The 17,928-nt window shown below is 41.9% G+C and carries 13 protein-coding genes; 2 read left to right on the top strand and 11 right to left on the bottom strand.

The features are described 5' to 3' along the window. The first annotated feature begins 5 nt into the window (after positions 1-5). Entirely contained in the window at positions 6-515 is a 510-nt protein-coding gene (locus B5Y40_RS01030) for a hypothetical protein (RefSeq protein ID WP_079684853.1), read from the top strand. 119 nt (positions 516-634) lie between these two features. Here B5Y40_RS01030 and B5Y40_RS01025 read toward each other — a convergent pair whose 3' ends face one another. The 11 genes from B5Y40_RS01025 to B5Y40_RS00975 all read right to left on the bottom strand — a co-directional run bounded on the left by B5Y40_RS01025 (position 635) and on the right by B5Y40_RS00975 (position 16,002). Next, a complete protein-coding gene (locus B5Y40_RS01025) occupies positions 635-2,821 on the bottom strand; it encodes a TonB-dependent receptor family protein (RefSeq protein WP_079684852.1) in 2,187 nt (728 codons plus the stop codon). Between the two features lie 82 nt (positions 2,822-2,903). After that, a complete protein-coding gene (locus B5Y40_RS01020; protein ID WP_079684851.1) occupies positions 2,904-4,493 on the bottom strand; it encodes a vanadium-dependent haloperoxidase in 1,590 nt (529 codons plus the stop codon). Between the two features lie 13 nt (positions 4,494-4,506). Beyond that, entirely contained in the window at positions 4,507-5,418 is a 912-nt protein-coding gene (locus B5Y40_RS01015; protein ID WP_079684850.1) for a transporter, read from the bottom strand. 188 nt (positions 5,419-5,606) lie between these two features. Beyond that, entirely contained in the window at positions 5,607-6,149 is a 543-nt protein-coding gene (locus B5Y40_RS01010; RefSeq protein WP_079684849.1) for a hypothetical protein, read from the bottom strand. A gap of 106 nt (positions 6,150-6,255) precedes the next feature. Then, positions 6,256-6,897 carry a 16S rRNA (guanine(527)-N(7))-methyltransferase RsmG gene (gene rsmG / locus B5Y40_RS01005; protein WP_245840451.1) on the bottom strand — a complete coding sequence of 214 codons (642 nt, stop codon included), beginning with the start codon at positions 6,895-6,897 and terminating at the stop codon, positions 6,256-6,258. 23 nt (positions 6,898-6,920) lie between these two features. Further along, positions 6,921-7,538, bottom strand: a complete 618-nt coding sequence (locus B5Y40_RS01000) for an RNA polymerase sigma factor (protein ID WP_079684848.1) — start codon at positions 7,536-7,538, stop codon at positions 6,921-6,923. Further along, positions 7,526-8,626 (bottom strand): glycosyltransferase, encoded by a 1,101-nt coding sequence (locus B5Y40_RS00995; RefSeq protein ID WP_245840450.1) that lies wholly within the window; start codon positions 8,624-8,626, stop codon positions 7,526-7,528. Before B5Y40_RS00995 ends, B5Y40_RS01000 begins: the two co-directional genes overlap by 13 nt. A gap of 234 nt (positions 8,627-8,860) precedes the next feature. Further along, the gene (locus tag B5Y40_RS00990; RefSeq protein ID WP_079684847.1) at positions 8,861-10,417 is read right to left on the bottom strand and encodes a SusD/RagB family nutrient-binding outer membrane lipoprotein; all 1,557 of its coding nucleotides are present in this window, start codon (positions 10,415-10,417) and stop codon (positions 8,861-8,863) included. Positions 10,418-10,443: 26 nt separating this feature from the next. Further along, positions 10,444-13,794, bottom strand: a complete 3,351-nt coding sequence (locus B5Y40_RS00985; RefSeq protein WP_159453575.1) for a SusC/RagA family TonB-linked outer membrane protein — start codon at positions 13,792-13,794, stop codon at positions 10,444-10,446. A 189-nt stretch (positions 13,795-13,983) separates the two neighbouring features. Then, positions 13,984-15,096 (bottom strand): FecR family protein, encoded by a 1,113-nt coding sequence (locus B5Y40_RS00980; RefSeq protein ID WP_079684845.1) that lies wholly within the window; start codon positions 15,094-15,096, stop codon positions 13,984-13,986. A 288-nt stretch (positions 15,097-15,384) separates the two neighbouring features. Continuing rightward, positions 15,385-16,002, bottom strand: coding sequence for an RNA polymerase sigma factor (locus B5Y40_RS00975; protein WP_079684844.1), 618 nt, complete (start codon positions 16,000-16,002; stop codon positions 15,385-15,387). Between the two features lie 802 nt (positions 16,003-16,804). Between B5Y40_RS00975 and B5Y40_RS00970 the strand changes: the two genes are divergently transcribed. Then, positions 16,805-17,869: a LacI family DNA-binding transcriptional regulator gene (locus B5Y40_RS00970; protein ID WP_143785555.1), complete on the top strand. Its 1,065-nt coding sequence runs from the start codon at positions 16,805-16,807 to the stop codon at positions 17,867-17,869. Positions 17,870-17,928 lie beyond the last annotated feature (59 nt).

Genomic DNA, 17,928 nt, shown 5'->3' with positions numbered 1-17,928 from the left:
TGTATATGGGAAAGACATTTACTTCCAAAGAATACTTTACACAACTGAACCTGGTATATTTCGCGCAAGCGGGTATCATGCTAATCTTTACAGGCGTTGTTTTTGCACTCGTATACTCTGGAAAAGTGGCCGTTGCCCACGATGCAGAAACCGCGCAGTTATATACCTATATATTAATTGGACTGGTGATCCTGGGGTTTTCCGGGGCTCATTTTCTCTATAACTTTCAGCTCTCCAATATTGACCGCTCTTTATCCTTACAAAAGAAGATGCCCAAGTATCTTGGCATTTTATTGATGCGCTCGGCTTGTCTTGAGTTACCGGGATTGTTTGCCAGCGTTGTGTTTTTCCTGACTGGAAATATATACTTACTGATTATCCCGATTTTAGCAGCGGTTGGATTTCTGCTGCTACGCCCTACATCAGCCTCAGTCTCTGAAGATCTGCGCTTAACACCTCAGGAGCGTGCATTACTCGATACACCCAATGCAGTTATAGCAGAATCTGAAAAGTAATATATACCGACACGAACAGCACACTATAAAAAAGCAGATCCGGAAAGGCTATGACATTTACCTTATCCGGATCACTTTGAATGGAGCGAAATACGTGTGCGTGTGCCTAACCCAAATTCTTAAACTCTTACTGCTATCGTGCAATTAACAGAGCGCCCATCTGAAGACCATACTCCTGGTCCGGGATAGAAAGATGGTCGTTTTGTAAAATATTGTTTGTCGGTTACGTTGTTCATGTTCATGCGAACCATCAACTGACTATTGATACGCACCGAAGCATTTATATCCAATAAACCATATGAAGGAACCAATCCTACTGCGCCGCTTTTTGTAGGCATTTCTGTATTAAGCGCATCCGCATAACTTTTACCGGTATAGCTATATAAGAACGATATACTTACCTGCCTGTAACGACCCGTGATACCATTGCGGGTTATGACTGACGGAACAGATTCTACGACATTACCGGATATATCTATATTCTCGCCTGTATTCGTACCCGATTTTACCTGTGCATCGTGATAGCGAGCATGAAAGAATGCTGTAGATGTAAAAAATGTTATACCCAGGTGTTCGCCAACGGTGGCGCTATATTCTGTAAAAACCTCAGCACCGTTGGTTATTGAATTACCAATGTTCGTGCGAAGTATATAAGCATTACCATCTGTATTTTTTTGCTCCAGACTTCCCAGGCGATTGTTATACTTTAATTGGAAGATGCTTACATCCCACCGCCATGCATGCCATGATCCGCGATACCCAAGCTCAAGATTATACCCTGTAGCATCTTTCAGATTCTTATCAATAGCTTCATAGCTTGATGTTGGAATGATGTCTTTGAAAATCACAGGACGATATGACTGTGACCAACCTGTATATATATTATTTCCTTTACGTGTGGAGTACTCAGCGTTGATTCCGAATAAAGGAAATTTATGATCGATGGTATTGGGAAGCGAACCCGGGTCATAGTAGGTGATCCTGCCTTCCATATCGGATTTACCGATTTCCATTCTGGCGCCTGGGGTTACTGTTAGATTGGGTGCCAGTCGAAAACTGTTCTCAACAAACAGCGCTATATTCTTTGTTTTAAAATGAAGATCGCGTCCCCAGTTTGGATCGGTTAGTGTTAAATCAAAATCCGTTCCTGTTGTGCCTTTACCTAATTGCTGACGATGAAGATCGTTATTAAAAAGCTGAATACCCGCTACGAGCGCACTTTCTTTTCTCCAAAGTATATAGCGATGAAGCACACGCAGTTCACTGGTATAGCTGTTAAAGTGATCAATATCTACCTGTCGTGCGGCATACGTTAATGTTGTCGGATCTACTACATCTGCCACGGTAGCCAGTTTATCAAACTGAACACTATTTCGTGCACCTAACACTGCTGATACCGTCCACGATAAACTTGTTCGGAATCCGATCTGCCAATCAAGCGACAGCGATGGCACATATATCTCTGGATTAAAATAATTTCTGGACCGCGTGGAATGCTTTGGATCAGCATAAAACATGCTGTCAGTTAACGGTCCTGGTATATGGTATATATAATTAGAGCGTGCAGCTTCAGCTTTTATGCGTACATTTTTTAAAGGAGTATACATCACCATGAAAGACTGTGCATCAAAATCGGTATCACTGTTATCACGATAGCCTTTCGATACGCGTTTGTTATAGTAGGCGTAGTATTGAAATTTACTAATGGTTCCACCAATCGCATTATAGGTACTCATCAGGCCAAACGAGCCAAGCGAATTAATGCTTTCATATGTGATTGCTCTGAGAGAGTCTGGCTTCTTGGATATATAGTTGAGCATACCGCCAAACTGCGCACCGTATTGAAGCGAGCCTGTGCCACGAATCAATTCAATTCGTTCGACTGCTTCCATTGGCATGCTATAGTGGCTTGCCGGGTATCCATACATGTCGGAATTGGTAATGACTCCATTCTTGCGAATATTATACTCCCATCCGCGATGCGGATCCAAACCACGTGTAGCTATATTGGTTTGATTACCGGAGCCATCCATATCGTACACAAATACTCCCGGCACTTTCGAAAAAACCTGGCGGGGGGTCTTCTCTGCGATACTCACATTCATATTCTGAACGTTGATCACTTCATTCTTTCTTCCACTCTGCAGGTATGTGCCTTGTATGGCAGGCAGGCGTTCAATATCAAGCCGGTGCGATTGTATTGTAACTTCTTTTAGTTCTTTGGTTTTTGTTGAGTCCACCTGCGCGAATGCTGTGGGAGCAGCTATCCCTATACACAGTATAATTCTAAAAAATCCTGAGGTCATTTTGCTTCAAAAAAAATCCGGGTAGGTGGAGCGAACACCCCCCGGATATACCCAAATCAAATATCTTTATCTATACTATACATTAATCAGCACCGTCTGTCTGAGCGAATGCAACAGTGAATCCGCCCACATTTTTACCTTGCTCTAATCCAACCTCTACATCCGACCGGTAATGAATACCCGCATATAGACGAGATGCGGAAGCTTCATTGGCTTCAGCCTCGAAGTAATCGGTAGCCTCCGGAAACAAATACGAAAGCACAGTTGCCCCTGAACCGGAGAACGTTGAATGGCCAGAAGTAAACGCAGGGAAATTCGGTACGCCTGTTCCTGTTTTAATGGAAGCGTTCATTTGCGATGGCCGAGGATTGAAGTAATAGAACTTCGTCTCCCAGCAACAAACAGCTGCATCATGCAACGCCATGTTTAACAATGCAAATGCCCTGGCTGCACGTACTTCGCTATAGTTTGCATCGCGTATATACTCTGCCGCTATATCATTCCAGTGTCCGGGCGGAGTATAGGTACCTGCACCGTCTGCCCACTTATGTATGATCGCGAGACGTTCGCGTGTCAGGTTATCAGAATACCATTTTACTTCGTCTACTTCTTTTTGCATTTCAGCAGAGGATGTCAACGGAGGGGGTAGTGGACGGCCCGCAGTAATCTGGTCGGGAGTCATGCACCACGCCTTAACTTTGCCAAACACAGGCAGCATCGGAGGACGCTTCGGTGTTTCCAGACTGATCCATGGTGTTTCACCTTTTGCTTTTGCACCATCTTCCAGCGATTGCCAGAGTGCCTTGTTACCAATAGCAGCGCCCATACCATCGCCTCGTGCGCGCGTTACAAATAACGCGGCTACTGATTTACCCAAGGCAAGTCCTGCTGCTATATCACTGGACGAAGCTTTACCAGACCACAATGCAGCGTTACGTTGCTCCGCTGCTTTCATCGTAATCTCTTCTACTGCTGCAGGAAAAAGTAACTTTAACATTTCTGCTGATACACCCGACAGCACTGCATCGGAAGATGGATAGGATGGCAGGTTTGTTTCCGGCATAAGAGACTGTATACCTGGGTCAGTCTCATACGGTGATGGTCTGTTATACTGGTATATATAGTGCCATGCGGCTTTCAATGCTTCGTACTGTGCTGCACTTACATAGCTATAGGCACGCGCAGCATACGGAGGATTTGCAAATGGGAAGTTAGGATCTGCAAACGGATTTTCGGCATCCGGAGCAGGATAGGTTCCATCTGCTTTGGGTGCTGGTGGTAAATTAAACCGCGCTACTAACCCACGGAGAATCTGGTTCCAGCGTAATACACCGCCACCACTCCAGTATTCGATAATGTCCTTTTGTTCTTTGGTGAGTTTACTCTGTGCATCTTTGATAGCAGTGAGTTCTGCCTTGTAAGCATCGGATGCTATATCTGCCGGTGGATTAAAAACTTTAGGTGTAGAGTTCTCTACTATATTTATAATCTTATCGGTTGTGATTACACTGGGATCAACAGAGGTCCAGGAAGCAGCATCTTCATCTAGACTTGCCGGTTGTAGTGGTGTGAGGCTTTCGCTTAACTCAACTTCTTTATCACAGCTTACTACTATACCGAGTATACAAGCGAATGTCAGAAGTGTGATTACGTAAAAATTCTTGTTCTTCATATATATACAAAGATTACTGGTCCTTATTAAACTTAAATGTATAGAGCACGCCTGCCATGAGGGTTGTAGCCTGGCCCGCATTGCGGCCCGCTAATGTATAGTGTGCTGAACCGCGCAACGCCAGCCCCTGAGGTTTCGGTAAATAGAACATTACCGTTGCACCGGTCTTTATCATATTCATGCGATTCGAAACGAAAGGCATATCCTGTCTGCGGATGTCTCCTCCGCCCAATGTATTTTGCTGAATATAGTTTAGTTCTGCCTGTAGCGGACCTTTGTGATAGCCCATGCTTACAAATACGTCAAATACGTTTGGCATCTTCACTTCATCACTGTTTACGAATTCATTTCCATCGTAATAAGAAGGACGATCGAGTGTAGTGTTGCTTCGCCAGGTATAGCCACCGGAAGCATTTACAAACCATCCTTGTTCAATTTTAAAATGCGCGGTTAATCTATAGGTAAGATTTGTGGTGTGCGCTCCCAATGCGAGCGGGAAAAAATCAGGCGTATAGTCACTTAGTGGTGTGGAGAAGTTAAATACTGCAAATGTGCTGAAGGCGCTCTTCTCAAATTTTTTCCGGAAGAAATTATACTTAACACCTACCGAAAGATCCTGCAGACCTTCCATACCATGCAGTGTTCCTGCGCTGGCTCTTGTTTTTACATAGGGTACAGTGGCAATCACGTTGATCTTGTTGGTGATACCATAGTTGCCCATCCACATCAGGCTTTGTGTGGTTACATGTCCAATGTTGCCGTTGTCACGTTTCAATTCTCCTTCCCAATAATCCGTCCAGCGATCATGCATATACATGAATCCGGTACAAATGTTTTTCTTGGGCATCATGAGCCCGTCTGTCAGGGTTTGTGCGAAAGAGAGTGCGGGAATAAATCCCAGCAGTAGCAGGTAAATTTTCTTCATAGAATTTATTTGAGTAGATGGATTTCCAGTTTGGCTGCGATCAAAATGATCACATAGAGCAATTCCTATCCCTGGGGTATCTGTTTGAATCTATACAAGCGGCCTATATATTCATCGACAGTATATACCTATCCATGTTCTATAGCGAAAAATAAAATCAAATGTAACGCAGGGATAACAGGTGCCGATCAGGCTTTTTCAGGAGGATGAATAATGGAAGAGCAATATGTATGAATCAACACAACGGGAGTATTATTACTGCTTACATCGAATGACCAGCCCTCTGATGAGGACTTGATCGTATGAGTACTAACGAGATATTCCTTTATAAATGTAGGGAGCGTGAGGGAATGACTTTTTCCATCCACGGGTTTATCACTGAATGTTTTTACATAGTCCGTTAACGCCTGGTTGATCCGCTTACTCTGCTGGTCCTTGATGCACACTATATATAGTGTATCCTGCGAGAGGCGTTGCTTTACCATGCGGTAGAATTCTCCGTTGTGCTCGAACTCTCCATCCACACGTTGATACTCTTGTGCATCATTGGCATACGGAACCGCGAGTGGCATTTTTATAGTAACAGTTTCCAAGTCACTATAATCCTCCGTATCGAATTGCTGAATGAGCTGCTGTTTGTTCTGATAATGAAGCCCGAAGAATAAACCATAGTAGCCCAGCACGTTGAAGAGCAGGAGCAGGATGAAGGCTATGGATACTAATTTTTTCACGCGTTGGGTCTCGGGTGACTACATAGTTATAAAAATTAGTTTAATTAACCAACGCCCGAAACCGTTTTCTATAGGACCCAGCCGGGATTAACCTTCAAAAAATCGCTTACAGCGGAACGTAGACCACTTTTTTAGTCTCAAAAAATTCTTCCCGGAAGTAATCAGAAAGATCGTAGACCTGGTGGATTCTTCTTAATTCGGCCAACTCTTCATCCAGGTCTCCCCCTTTTAAATATAGTATGCCATTGTCGAGCGGATGCACCGACTGAGGCTTGGTCTTGCGATGGATCCAACCGTAAAACTCTTTTAACCGGGTAACGGCACGGCTTACAATAAAATCATATTCGCCTTTAATTTGCTCGGCACGGATCTGGTCGGCCCTCACATTTTTTAATCCTATACCTTCTGCTACACCTTTTACAACGGTGATTTTTTTTCCAATGGAATCAACCAGATGAAAATTTGTCTCCGGGAAAAGTATAGCTAATGGTATACCTGGAAATCCGCCACCTGTACCAACATCCAGAATAGAAGCACCCGGTTTAAACGCCATCACTTTTGCTATACCCAGGGAATGTAGTATATGGTTGGTATATAGATTATCAACATCCTTGCGGGATATCACATTGATCTTCTCGTTCCAGTCTTTATACAAATCGAAGAGCTGCGAAAACTGGTCTCTTTGTTTTTCCGAAAGTTCAGGGAAATAATGGAATATAATCTCGGCTCCTTGCAATGGCGTATCCACAAAATCGAAGATGAAAGAATGTATTAAATATGATCGCGCTTGTTCTTCACCATCTCAAACATGAGCTCGCGTGCACGGTGAAGTTGCGCCTTTACAGTTCCCAGCGGAGCATCCAGTTCTACAGCAATCTCTTCGTACGATAATTCATGAAAGTAACGGAGGCGTACCAACTTCTGATATTTGGCCGGAAGCTTATCTACAAATACCTGGATGAGTTCAGCCTTTTGTGCCTTGATGGTTTCTTCCTGCGGATCGAGGTTTTCATCTTCAACATCGATCGAAACGGATTGACCATCATCGTCTGTAAATGTATTTTCTATACTGAGTGTATTCAGTTTTTTCTTACGGATAAAATCAATGGTATTGTTGGTGGCGATTCGAAACAACCACGTACTGAATGTGAAATCTTTTTTAAAGCGATGAAGACTTCTGAAAGCTTTCGCGAAAGACTCGATAGTAAGATCTTCGGCATCATCAACATTACGAACCATTTTCAGGATCATGTGATATACCGGACGCTTATACCGTTGCATCAGTTTCGCGTATGAAGCGTCATCGCCTTCTACGGCCATGTCAATCAAACGGAAATCTTCCAGTGCTTTTGACGAAAATCTACTTTCTTCTTCTTCTAATTCTTCCATCGTACTTTTTTGGACACTAACGCTGTGAGGCCGGTGACAAGATAATAAAAGACGTAAATAAAATCTAAAAAGGGCACCAGCCATGCTTCAAACCGCTGTCCCATCTTTTTAGCGGTAAAATTTACAATCAGCGCAAGGAAAATTGTACGGAAAGCAAGCGCCCCCAATACGATATAGGTTAGTTCCGGCACAAACGCCAGTGGAATACCAATGAACCAAGTTAATAACCAGGTGAAAACAAAAAGTCCAAGCAGGAAACGATGTTGGAATTTATAGAGCTTGCCAACGGATAAATGCCTGATCTTCTGATTGAAGAACGATGACCAAGTTGTTTTGGGAAGGGAATATACCAGCGACTCAAGTCCTATAACAACTTGTGTGTTCTTACCAGTAGCATGCTGATTGACAAACAGATCATCATCACCACCTGTAACATTTAAAAAGTTATTAAATCCTTTCTTCTCTAAAAACATGGACTTTCTATAAGCCATATTACGGCCAATGCCCATATAAGGATTCCCTAATAACGCAAAAGAAAAATATTGTATAGCGGTTAGCAGTGTTTCAAACCTGACAAACACATTGAGAAGGCCGGGAGCTTTTTCATAAGGCGATGCTCCCAACACGAAGCTTGTTGACTCACCCAAGTGAGCACTTACCGTGTTAAGCCATTGATTTCCTTTGGGACGACAATCGGCATCAGACAATAAAATCCATTCGTACTTGGCAGCTTTTATGCCGAGTGTGATTCCATACTTTTTACCATTCACGTGTGGTGGTGTACGATTAACATGCACCATTCGCAGGCGGTGGTCTTTTTTGGTTTCATCCAAGAGCCAATCGAATGTATTATCGTTGGAACGATCATCGATGATGATCACTTCGAAGTCTGGATAATCCTGCGCCAGCAGATGAGGAACCAATTCTTTAAGGTTCTGTTCTTCATCGTGAGCACATATAATAATAGAAATAGGCAACTGTTGAGTCTGCGTTGCACTGCGTTTTTTCGAAAATGCAATCAGGAATACAAGAAGATAAATGACTTGTATCCCTATGATGGCTGAAAAAATAATGACTATGATCTGCAAGCGACTTCTGATTTAGAAAGTCACAAAGATAAAAGGCCAGTTTTAGGATAAAAGGGGACGTAAGAAATTAAGCAATTAGCTTTCGGTATACGATACAACATGGATTGTATTATTGAATTGATTAGTCCGGTATCGAACATCATTTCTATTAAAAGAAGAGAGCTCCTGCTAGTAGCAAAGAGCTCTCTTTTAATACGGTTAGCAAATTTTAAAGTACCGTTAACAAATCATGTCCTATTCTTTGTCCCACCAAACACGACCAGAGAGATTGTCTCCACCGGAAACAGCATCATGCGCTGCTTTATAGTTGATAGGATTGTTATTTGCCTCTGATATAGGATACGGAAATCTACGCGGTATATTTCCACCTGTGGCATTGCCAGGATAGTTTACAGGTGTAAGATTCGGAAATCCTGTTCTTCTCCAGTTGAACCAAGCTTCATATCCATTTAAAAGTGTTGCTGCCCAAAATTGTGTATTGATCATTTCGAGTCCATTCGCTGCAACGTACGGATGATCGGCCAGGTATTCATCAGCGGCAGCTTCTAAACTACCAACATTTGGATATTGACTGAAATAAGTAATACCGGCTTTCACTCCGTTGTTATAGTGTTCTTCAGCATCACCACCTAGACCCCAGCGTTGTGCAGCATCTGCAAGCAAAAGCTCTGACTCTGCATAAGTAAGAATGAAAGTGGGGCCATCAAGACTTAAGAGACTTGGACTTAAGCTTGAATAATCTGCTATACTCGTATAGCCTGGAGCACCAGATATAGGTCGCACGCCACCTAAGTCATATCCGTTTGGCATTCCCTTTTGAGCCGCAGGATCTGCATTTCCACCTATAGCGTTTCCAGATGGATCAAATGTAGGATTGGTTACCGCTATAACTTCAAGACGTGGATCATCATTGTTCTTCAGGAAATCGATATACGACTGAGAGAGTTTCACATTTTGATTTTCAGGACCCTTCAGTAAAACAATACTGTTTCTGTTTTGTGTTGTCCATGAACCTGTAGCGTCATGTCGAACGATAGCGTTATCGTCATTGCTTTGCATTGTTTTGCCTAGCACTTTTGTAACGTACTGCTTCGCAGTTTCAGGAGCAACTTTTGTCAAGCGCATAGCGGTTCTCAACAGCAATGTATTTCCGAAGCGCTTCCATTTTTCTATATCGCCTTCGTAAATTATATCACCAATCGGAGCATCTGCATTTACATCCAGCAGATTTGTAGCTTCCTCTATTTCCTTCAGTAAATCGGCATATATATCTTCCTGTTTATCATACACCGGAAAATAGTTTTTACTGTAGTATCCCATGCCGGCATCAAAGTAAGGAACATCACCATAGAGATCGGTAATACGTGCCAAAATCATTGCGCGCATGATTCGTCCTATCTGATGAAGATTTTTATACTTCTCATTGTCCTTGGTAAATTGAACGAGCTCTACTGCTGGCTTCACCTGATCGGGATATGCTTTATCCCAATACGCTGCTGCGTAATCTGGATTAAGTATATATTTATCACCAGCCCAGTAGCCGATTCCGGTTGCCAATTGCTGCATCATGGTAGAAGAATAAATCAAGTTCCCCCTCCATGTTTCATAAGCGTTATCAGAACTACCGGTATACATCAACTGCGATGCAGTTAAAAGATAGTTGGGTTCATAATTCGCAGGGCTATAGGCCGTAGGGTCTGTATTTGTATCTGCGAAATCGTCTGTACAGCTTGTTGTGATCAAAGCACCTGCAAAGACCAGCGATATATAAGTAAGAATTTTTCTTTTCATAGTTGATCGATAATAATTTTTACTTCTTAAAACTTCACATTCAGGTTGAAACCATAGGTGCGCACAGGAGGTACACCACCTAACTCAAGACCGGGAGCATAATTTGAGAAGTTAGATTCTGGATCTATATTATCTGTCTTCTTCATCAGGATGAATAAATTGCGGGCAACAAAACTTATTGTAGCGCTCTTTACTACGTTGTTAAATACCTGCCCGGGTATAGTATATCCCAAAGTAAATTGGCGGAATTTGATGAAGCTTGCATCGTTCACAAAAATAGAAGATACGTTATTGGAAAGATCGCCATAGTAACGTTGTGATGAAGCATTGTTCTCACCGAAAGTTTCTTCTCTTCCTACAAGTGTAGCTTTATGCAATCCGAATTGATAGCCATAGTAGTCTGTGGCAGAGAATAATTTACCACCGAATTTACCATCGATCAGAAACGACATTGAAAATTGCTTGTATGAAAATTCGTTGTTCCAGCCTGCTGTCCATTTATGATACGCTGAACCGTAAGATTGCAACTCTCCTCTTTGTGGTACACCATTGGCATTTACTACAATTTCTCCATCAGCATCACGCAAATAATCGAACGCCATAATCTGATGCGCTGCCTTTCCTACAATGTGCTGAGTGAAACCATTACCACTGCGCGATTCACCTACTGCCAACGACTCTTGCCCGTCTGCAAGCTTAACAACTTCATTTTTATTAACCGATCCATTCAGTGATGTAATCCATTTGAAATCTGTTTTTTGAACAGGCACTGTTGTTAACAACATTTCAAGTCCGGTATTTTTCAATTCACCTATATTCAGTACAACCGAAGTATAGCCTGATGTAATGGATGCAGGAGCTTTTACAATTTCATCGGTAGATTTTTTATTATACCAGGTGAGGTCTAACCGTACACGATTAGCCAAAAAGCCTAACTCTGTTCCTATTTCAACTTCACTTGCCTGTGAAGGTTTCAGCTCGCTGTTCGGAATCGCGGTGTTGATAATGGTACCAATCGGATAACCATTTACAGTACGTCCATCAATTCCATAGTTCAATACGGTCTGATATGGATCTGTAGCTTGTCCTACTTTAGCATACCCTGCACGAATTTTACCGAAAGTAAATGTTTGTCCAAAGTTCATTAACTCAGAAAACACAAATGATCCACTTACTGAAGGATAGAAAATATCCAATGCAGAAGCTGATAAATTTACACCCGGCACTGCCAATGTAGAGAACCAGTCGTTACGTCCTGTTACGGTTAGATACAGATAATTCTTATAGGCTAATTCCAATGTTCCATATACCGATTGTATCTCCTGATTAAAGTCGGTATAGTTTATAGTTTTATTTTTTGCATTGGTTATACTATAGGTAAACGGAACAGCAAGATCATTACCAATCAATGTTGATGTCTCAGCATCCTGTTTACGCAAGTTCGCCCCTATATTAGGTGTGATCGTTAAATCTTCGTTTACCTTAAATTGTTTACCAATTAAAACATCAGCGTTCAATTCATAGAATTTTGTTGTAGTCTCTGTTATTCTTCCTATAGGAAGGTAGGCTGTTCCGGAAGGTAAAATATTCGTTATACGATCGGTATAAGAATCACGTCCTGCACGGCCTTGAATAAAGAAACCGTTATCAAATGTATAGCGCATCGTCATCGAACCGATGAATCGTTCACGCTTGGTATCATTTACAAATTTCTCTGCTGCAAACCATGGGTTTGTTGCATAGGTGTTATTCGAGAAGACCAGCTCTGTACCATCAGCCTTTGTTCCGGGCTTCAGATCATTAATATCCATACTTGTAGGAAGGAACATTGCCTGGAAATTAGCATTGCCTGCACCATCCGAAAGCAATGGTCTGTTTTCTACATCATCAAGAACATAATTTGCGCGTGCATCTACTGTAAATCTTTTCACCGGAGAGTAATTCACCGATACGTTGAAAGAATTTCTTTTCAGTCCGGCATTTGGCAAGATAGAAGTGTTACGAAGATCACTTGCGGATAAACGAATTCCTCCGTTATCAAATCCTTTACTAAAAGATAGTGTATTTGTAAATGTACTTCCTGTACGATAGAAATCTTCCAGGTTATTTTTGTGTGCAGTGTACGGACGAGATACTCCGTCAAAATTAATTACAGGGGTACCATCAAGTTTTGCTCCCCAACTGCTGTTACCTGCGTCAAGTGCGGCTGTTTGCGTTGCGGGTTTAGTTCCGTTAGAGCCTAAACCATATACATATTGCCAGTCAGTCATATCCATTACCGACTCTGCTACATAGTTTGAATTCAGCTCTATACTACCAGCACCTTTACCACTCTTCGTAGTGATCAGAATAACTCCGGCTTTTGCACGCGATCCGTATAGTGCAGCAGCGGCAGCGCCTTTCAAAACAGAAATCGTCTCAATGTCATCCGGGTTTATATTCCCTATACCATCGCCACGGTCCGCTTCATTTACCCAGCGCCCAACCAACTGTGCACTCTCATTACTCATCGGTACACCGTTTATAACATAGAGTGGTTGATTACTTCCTGTAAGTGTTGAAGCGCCACGGATTACTACACTTGTAGAAGCACCAGGACCACCCGCAACGGAGCTAACATTTACGCCTGCTATTTTTCCAACCAGTGAGTTTGCTACGTTTACTTCACGAGCCTGTGTAAGTTGCTCACCTTTTACTTCTGTAACAGAATATCCAAGTGATTTTCTTTCTTTCTCAATACCCAATGCAGTAACGACAACTTCATTTAATTCTGTAACATCTTCTTGCAATACTATATCTATGGTAGTTCTGTTTTGAACAGAAACTTCTTGTGTAGCATAACCAATAAATGAAATTACCAATACATCACTCTCTGAATTTACATTGATTGTAAATTTACCTTCAGTATCTGTAGATGTACCAATAGATGTACCTTTTAGTAATATAGATACTCCCGGGAGCGGTTGCCCCGTGGCATCTTTAACCGTACCAGACACAGCCACGGGAATGGGAGTGGAACGTGGTGCAGAATCTTTTCCATTTTCGTTTCCGCCTTCCTGACTTACAGGACGAAGCACTATGCGTTTTCCTACGACTTTATAGTTTACTTCGGGGCCAAGCAATGTAGCGAGTACTTCCGTAAGCTTTGCATCTTTAACATGCAGCGTTACGCGTTTCTGATCTTGAACCAGCTCGGGGCTATAGGCAAATTTTACTTTAGCCTGCTCGCTGATCTTGATCAATGCCTGTTGAAAATCTTCACCTTCAACATCCAGAGTGATCTTTCTGTTAAGTACCTCCTGCCCCATGGTATCTACCGCGTAGGCAAATGCCATTGAAAAGGTTGTCAGGAGAATATGGATTAATGTAACTCTCATAAGAAACAGTAATGTTTCTTGAACCGGTTTAGGTTTATTCATAAATTGAAATGTTTTTGTTTTGAAAAGGGCAAAAACTATGGTGCATGATTTTATCATGCTTACCTGAAAGGCTGGTGATGCTCGTAACATCATCGGCCTGTTTTTTTATAGGTATATCTGTAAGCTTTATCTCATAGGCTTCTCAGGTTAAGGTTTAACATCAATTTGGTTGCAACCACCCGCTTCAATTACAATGGCAGTACCTTCTATCGAGTACCTGCCACCGAGTGCGTGACATATAACTTCGAGTTGGTCATAAAGACCTTCGCCATCCATTACATCGGATACCAGCGTACAATTCGCCAGTGCTTCTTTATCATATTTAATCTCTACACCGTAGCTTTTTCCCAATTCACTCAGGATCTGTACCACCTGCGTATTGGTATAGTAATCTTTAGGTAAAGATTGTGGTGCTATAACTTTAGGACTTTCAACAATTTGTTTTACTACACTTTGATCACTGCGACTATAAATAGCCTGAAGGTTTGGTGTGAGTGTTACTTCCTGTACGCTTTTACTCAGGAATCCAGCACCAGCAGGCTTCGCATATACTGAAACTTTGCCAGTGGTTACTGCTACAACAATCTCTTTTGATTGTTGACGCGCCTTTATTCTGAAACTTGTACCCAATACTTTTGTGGTGACTTCATTGGTATATACCAGGAACGGATGCGCAGCATCCTTTGCTATTTCAAAAAACGCTTCCCCTGAAAGATATACTTCGCGTTTTGCATCAAACTTTTCAGGATAACGCACTTCACTTCCCGGCTCCAGAGAGATGACGCTTCCATCATTCAAAGCTATTTTTTGCAATGCGGTGCCTGAATTCGAAATCTTTATCCATTGTTCGGAAGGCTGATCAATAAATGCTGTGGGCTGTTGGGTTTGTTTATACTGTGTATAGAGCAATACGCTCGCCGTGGTGAGCACCACGAAAGATGCCGCTGCATACCAAACACGTTTTAGATATTTACCTGTTGAAGGTGCTTCTATCTGACTTTCGCGCTCCACCCACATTTTCTCAGCTTCACTTTGCGCGCGGGTCGCCAGAATTCGCTGGTATATTGCTTCTGATCTGATTTGTGATTCCAAATCTGGTAATCGCTTTTGCAGCATTTCTACCCGCAGATCTTCAGATATAGTATTCTTTATTTGCGCTTCACATTCTTCTGACTGAATCATCGCCTTCAGTGCAGCACGGTCTTCATCAGACGCAGTATTATTGAGGTAACGTTGTATCAGGTCGTCTAGGTTGCTCATGGGCGATTCGTAATAAAGTTTCCCTTTGGGACATCTATAGGTTCAAATCAAGTTGACTGCGCCTACATTACTAAAGAGTACTTGAGGATGGGCGAAGGTGTAGTGAGGAAGAAAATATTTTTAAGAAATTTCGAAAAAGGATGCCTGACCGAAAATTTATGGATAAGCACAGAGGTATATATCCTTATGTAACAGATCACAAGGGTGCCATCAGATGAAAAAAATGTCATCCGCTGGATACTATATCTTTAGTAGCTACTTACAAGTCGCGCTGAAAGTAATCTACTGCTATGAAATTAAAATCCGGAACAAAACAAACTGTAGTACATACGTACCCACGTGTGGCTGCAGGTAATGGCGAATAAATTGCAATGCCTTTGCCATGTGAGTTTTTACAGTCAGTCTTGAAATATTCAACTGCTTGGCAATTGCTTCATGACTCAGCCCCTCAACCTTAGCAAGTTGAAAAACCTGCTTTTGCTGCGAAGGCAATAGTCCTACAGCTTGCTGCAAGAGTTGTTCATATTGTTTTTCGAGTAACAAATCATCCATCGTATTATCAACGAGAATGCTCTCCTCAGTAAATTTACTTTTCGCGAGTTCTTCAAAAGCCAGCTTACGAAGCGTTTTATAGGTCAGGTTTCGTGCCATGGTCATCAGGTAATATTCCAGATGTAGCACTTCAGTAAACTCAGATCGTTTGTTCCACAACGTGGAAAAGATCTCCTGAACTATATCTTCCGCCAATACAGACGACTTCGTATAACGCTTCGTTACTTTATATATACTTTGCCAGTAACGATCGTATAGCTGTTTAAAAGCAGACTCACTCCCGAGTGCCAGTTCGTGTAGCACACTATTTTCTTGATATGGTGGAAGATGCGCAAGCACAGTTCTTGGATTCACTCAATTTTACATCAAGACATCAGTAGATTATGTATATCACAATCCGACAAACGCCTTTATATATAATTGACTATTAAAGAAAAGAAAACCAGAGAGAAAAATTATAGCGATACAATGCACTATATAATCGTACTGCAATAGCAATATTGCCATACATCATCAATCCATCATAACACAATAAATTTCCTGTTTCCTTCATCGATAACACCTTACGGTGTTTACTACTTCTGTAGAATAGATCACAGCGATTCAAATCCCGAACATAAAACAGGTTGAGCGACTTTAAAAAGTAGGGCAGGAACCACCCTACCCTACTGACTCAACCAAACCAAATGTACTCTAACCTATAAAGTACATCGAGTATTTTTTTTATACCCTGCAAGGGGTTATTGAAGGTATTGTTTCAATTATTATCGGATAGAAAGCTTGTGGATTAATCGATGAAGTACCGTGAACCTCTTTTTTTTGAGAAAATCTGAATCACTAAGGAGAATCCGATACCCCCAAGAAGGCGATGCCTGCGAGGTTATTGGTCATACTGCCTGGAAAGGCAGCATAACTGAGTTTGTAAACGTTTTTCATTTTGGTTTGGGTTTGGGTAAAAAAACTTTCTTCTGCCGGAATTCATGTCTTCAGAATATTCCAACAGTGAATTCGTACATCCAAAGTATAATATGAAAGAAATAAAAGCAAGAAAATTTTTAAAATGTGTGCGCACACATTTAATTTGTGTTCGAAAACATAGAAAAAGCGTATTTTGGTAACGTTTTCGAGTAAAACTTAAAATGAGAGTTTTTTGAATATGGTCGACAAAAATATCCGCATTAAAGACATTGCCAAGCTGGCGGGTGTCTCCGTAGGTACGGTAGATCGTGTATTGCATAACCGTGGCAGAGTTTCACCGGAGGCTTTGAAAAAGGTCACTGAGGTGATGGAGCAAATTGATTACAAGCCTAACCTGATTGCACGTACACTCGGCTCTAATAAAAATTATAGAATCGCGGCATTGCTTCCGGATCCCAAACAAGATCCATATTGGGCGCAATCAAACCTGGGTATCACGCAAGCACAAACCGAGTGGGCACAATACGGTATACAAGTAGAATTATTTTTATTTGACCTTCTTGATAAAAGCTCATTTCAGAAAACGGCTCACCAGGTATATTTAGCAAAGCCTGATGGAATACTGATCGCTCCTATATTCTATCATGAAGCACTCCCTATATTTGAGCTCTTCCGCGAGACAGATATACCGTACGTTCTTTTTAACACCAATATAGCAGAAGCTGCCCCGCTAAGTTTTATCGGCCAGAATTTATACCAGAGCGGACGTGTGGGAGCTGAACTTCTTCACTTCGGTCAACATGAACCGGGTACATTGGCAGTGCTCCATATTGATGAAGATATACATGACTCTGTCCATTTGTTAGAAAAAGAAAAAGGGTTCCGCGAATACTTTCAGGATAAGGGCAAAATCAACTTTACGATCATCGACTTTATTCTGAATCCAAAAGATCCTTCCTTCAACAATCAGCTTGAGCAATTATTGCAAGACAATTCGCTGCGTGGAATTTTTGTAAGCACATCAAAAGGCACTGCCGTGACAGCTTCGTTTTTAGAGAAGCTGGGCAAGAGAGATATTCGATTGGTGGGATATGATATTCTGGAAGAGAACATGAAGTACCTGAAAAGCGGCATCATTGATTTTCTGATCAACCAGAATCCTAAACGCCAGGCATCGTTGGGGATCAGTCACCTCGTAAATCACCTGATGTTTAAGAAGGGAACTCCAGGTACCGATCTTTTCCCGTTGGAAGTCATTACACAGCAAAACGTTGATTCTTATCTCGGATCAGGCATTCATTAACTGAAGGTTTCAGGTTCACGGCTGAAATCAAAGTCGTAAACCTGAAACTTGTGTAGCTA

The organism is Ohtaekwangia koreensis, from assembly GCF_900167975.1.
Lineage (GTDB): Bacteria > Bacteroidota > Bacteroidia > Cytophagales > Cyclobacteriaceae > Ohtaekwangia > Ohtaekwangia koreensis.
Note: the sequence above shows the minus strand (reverse complement) of the source record. Positions and strands in the feature narration are given on the sequence as shown.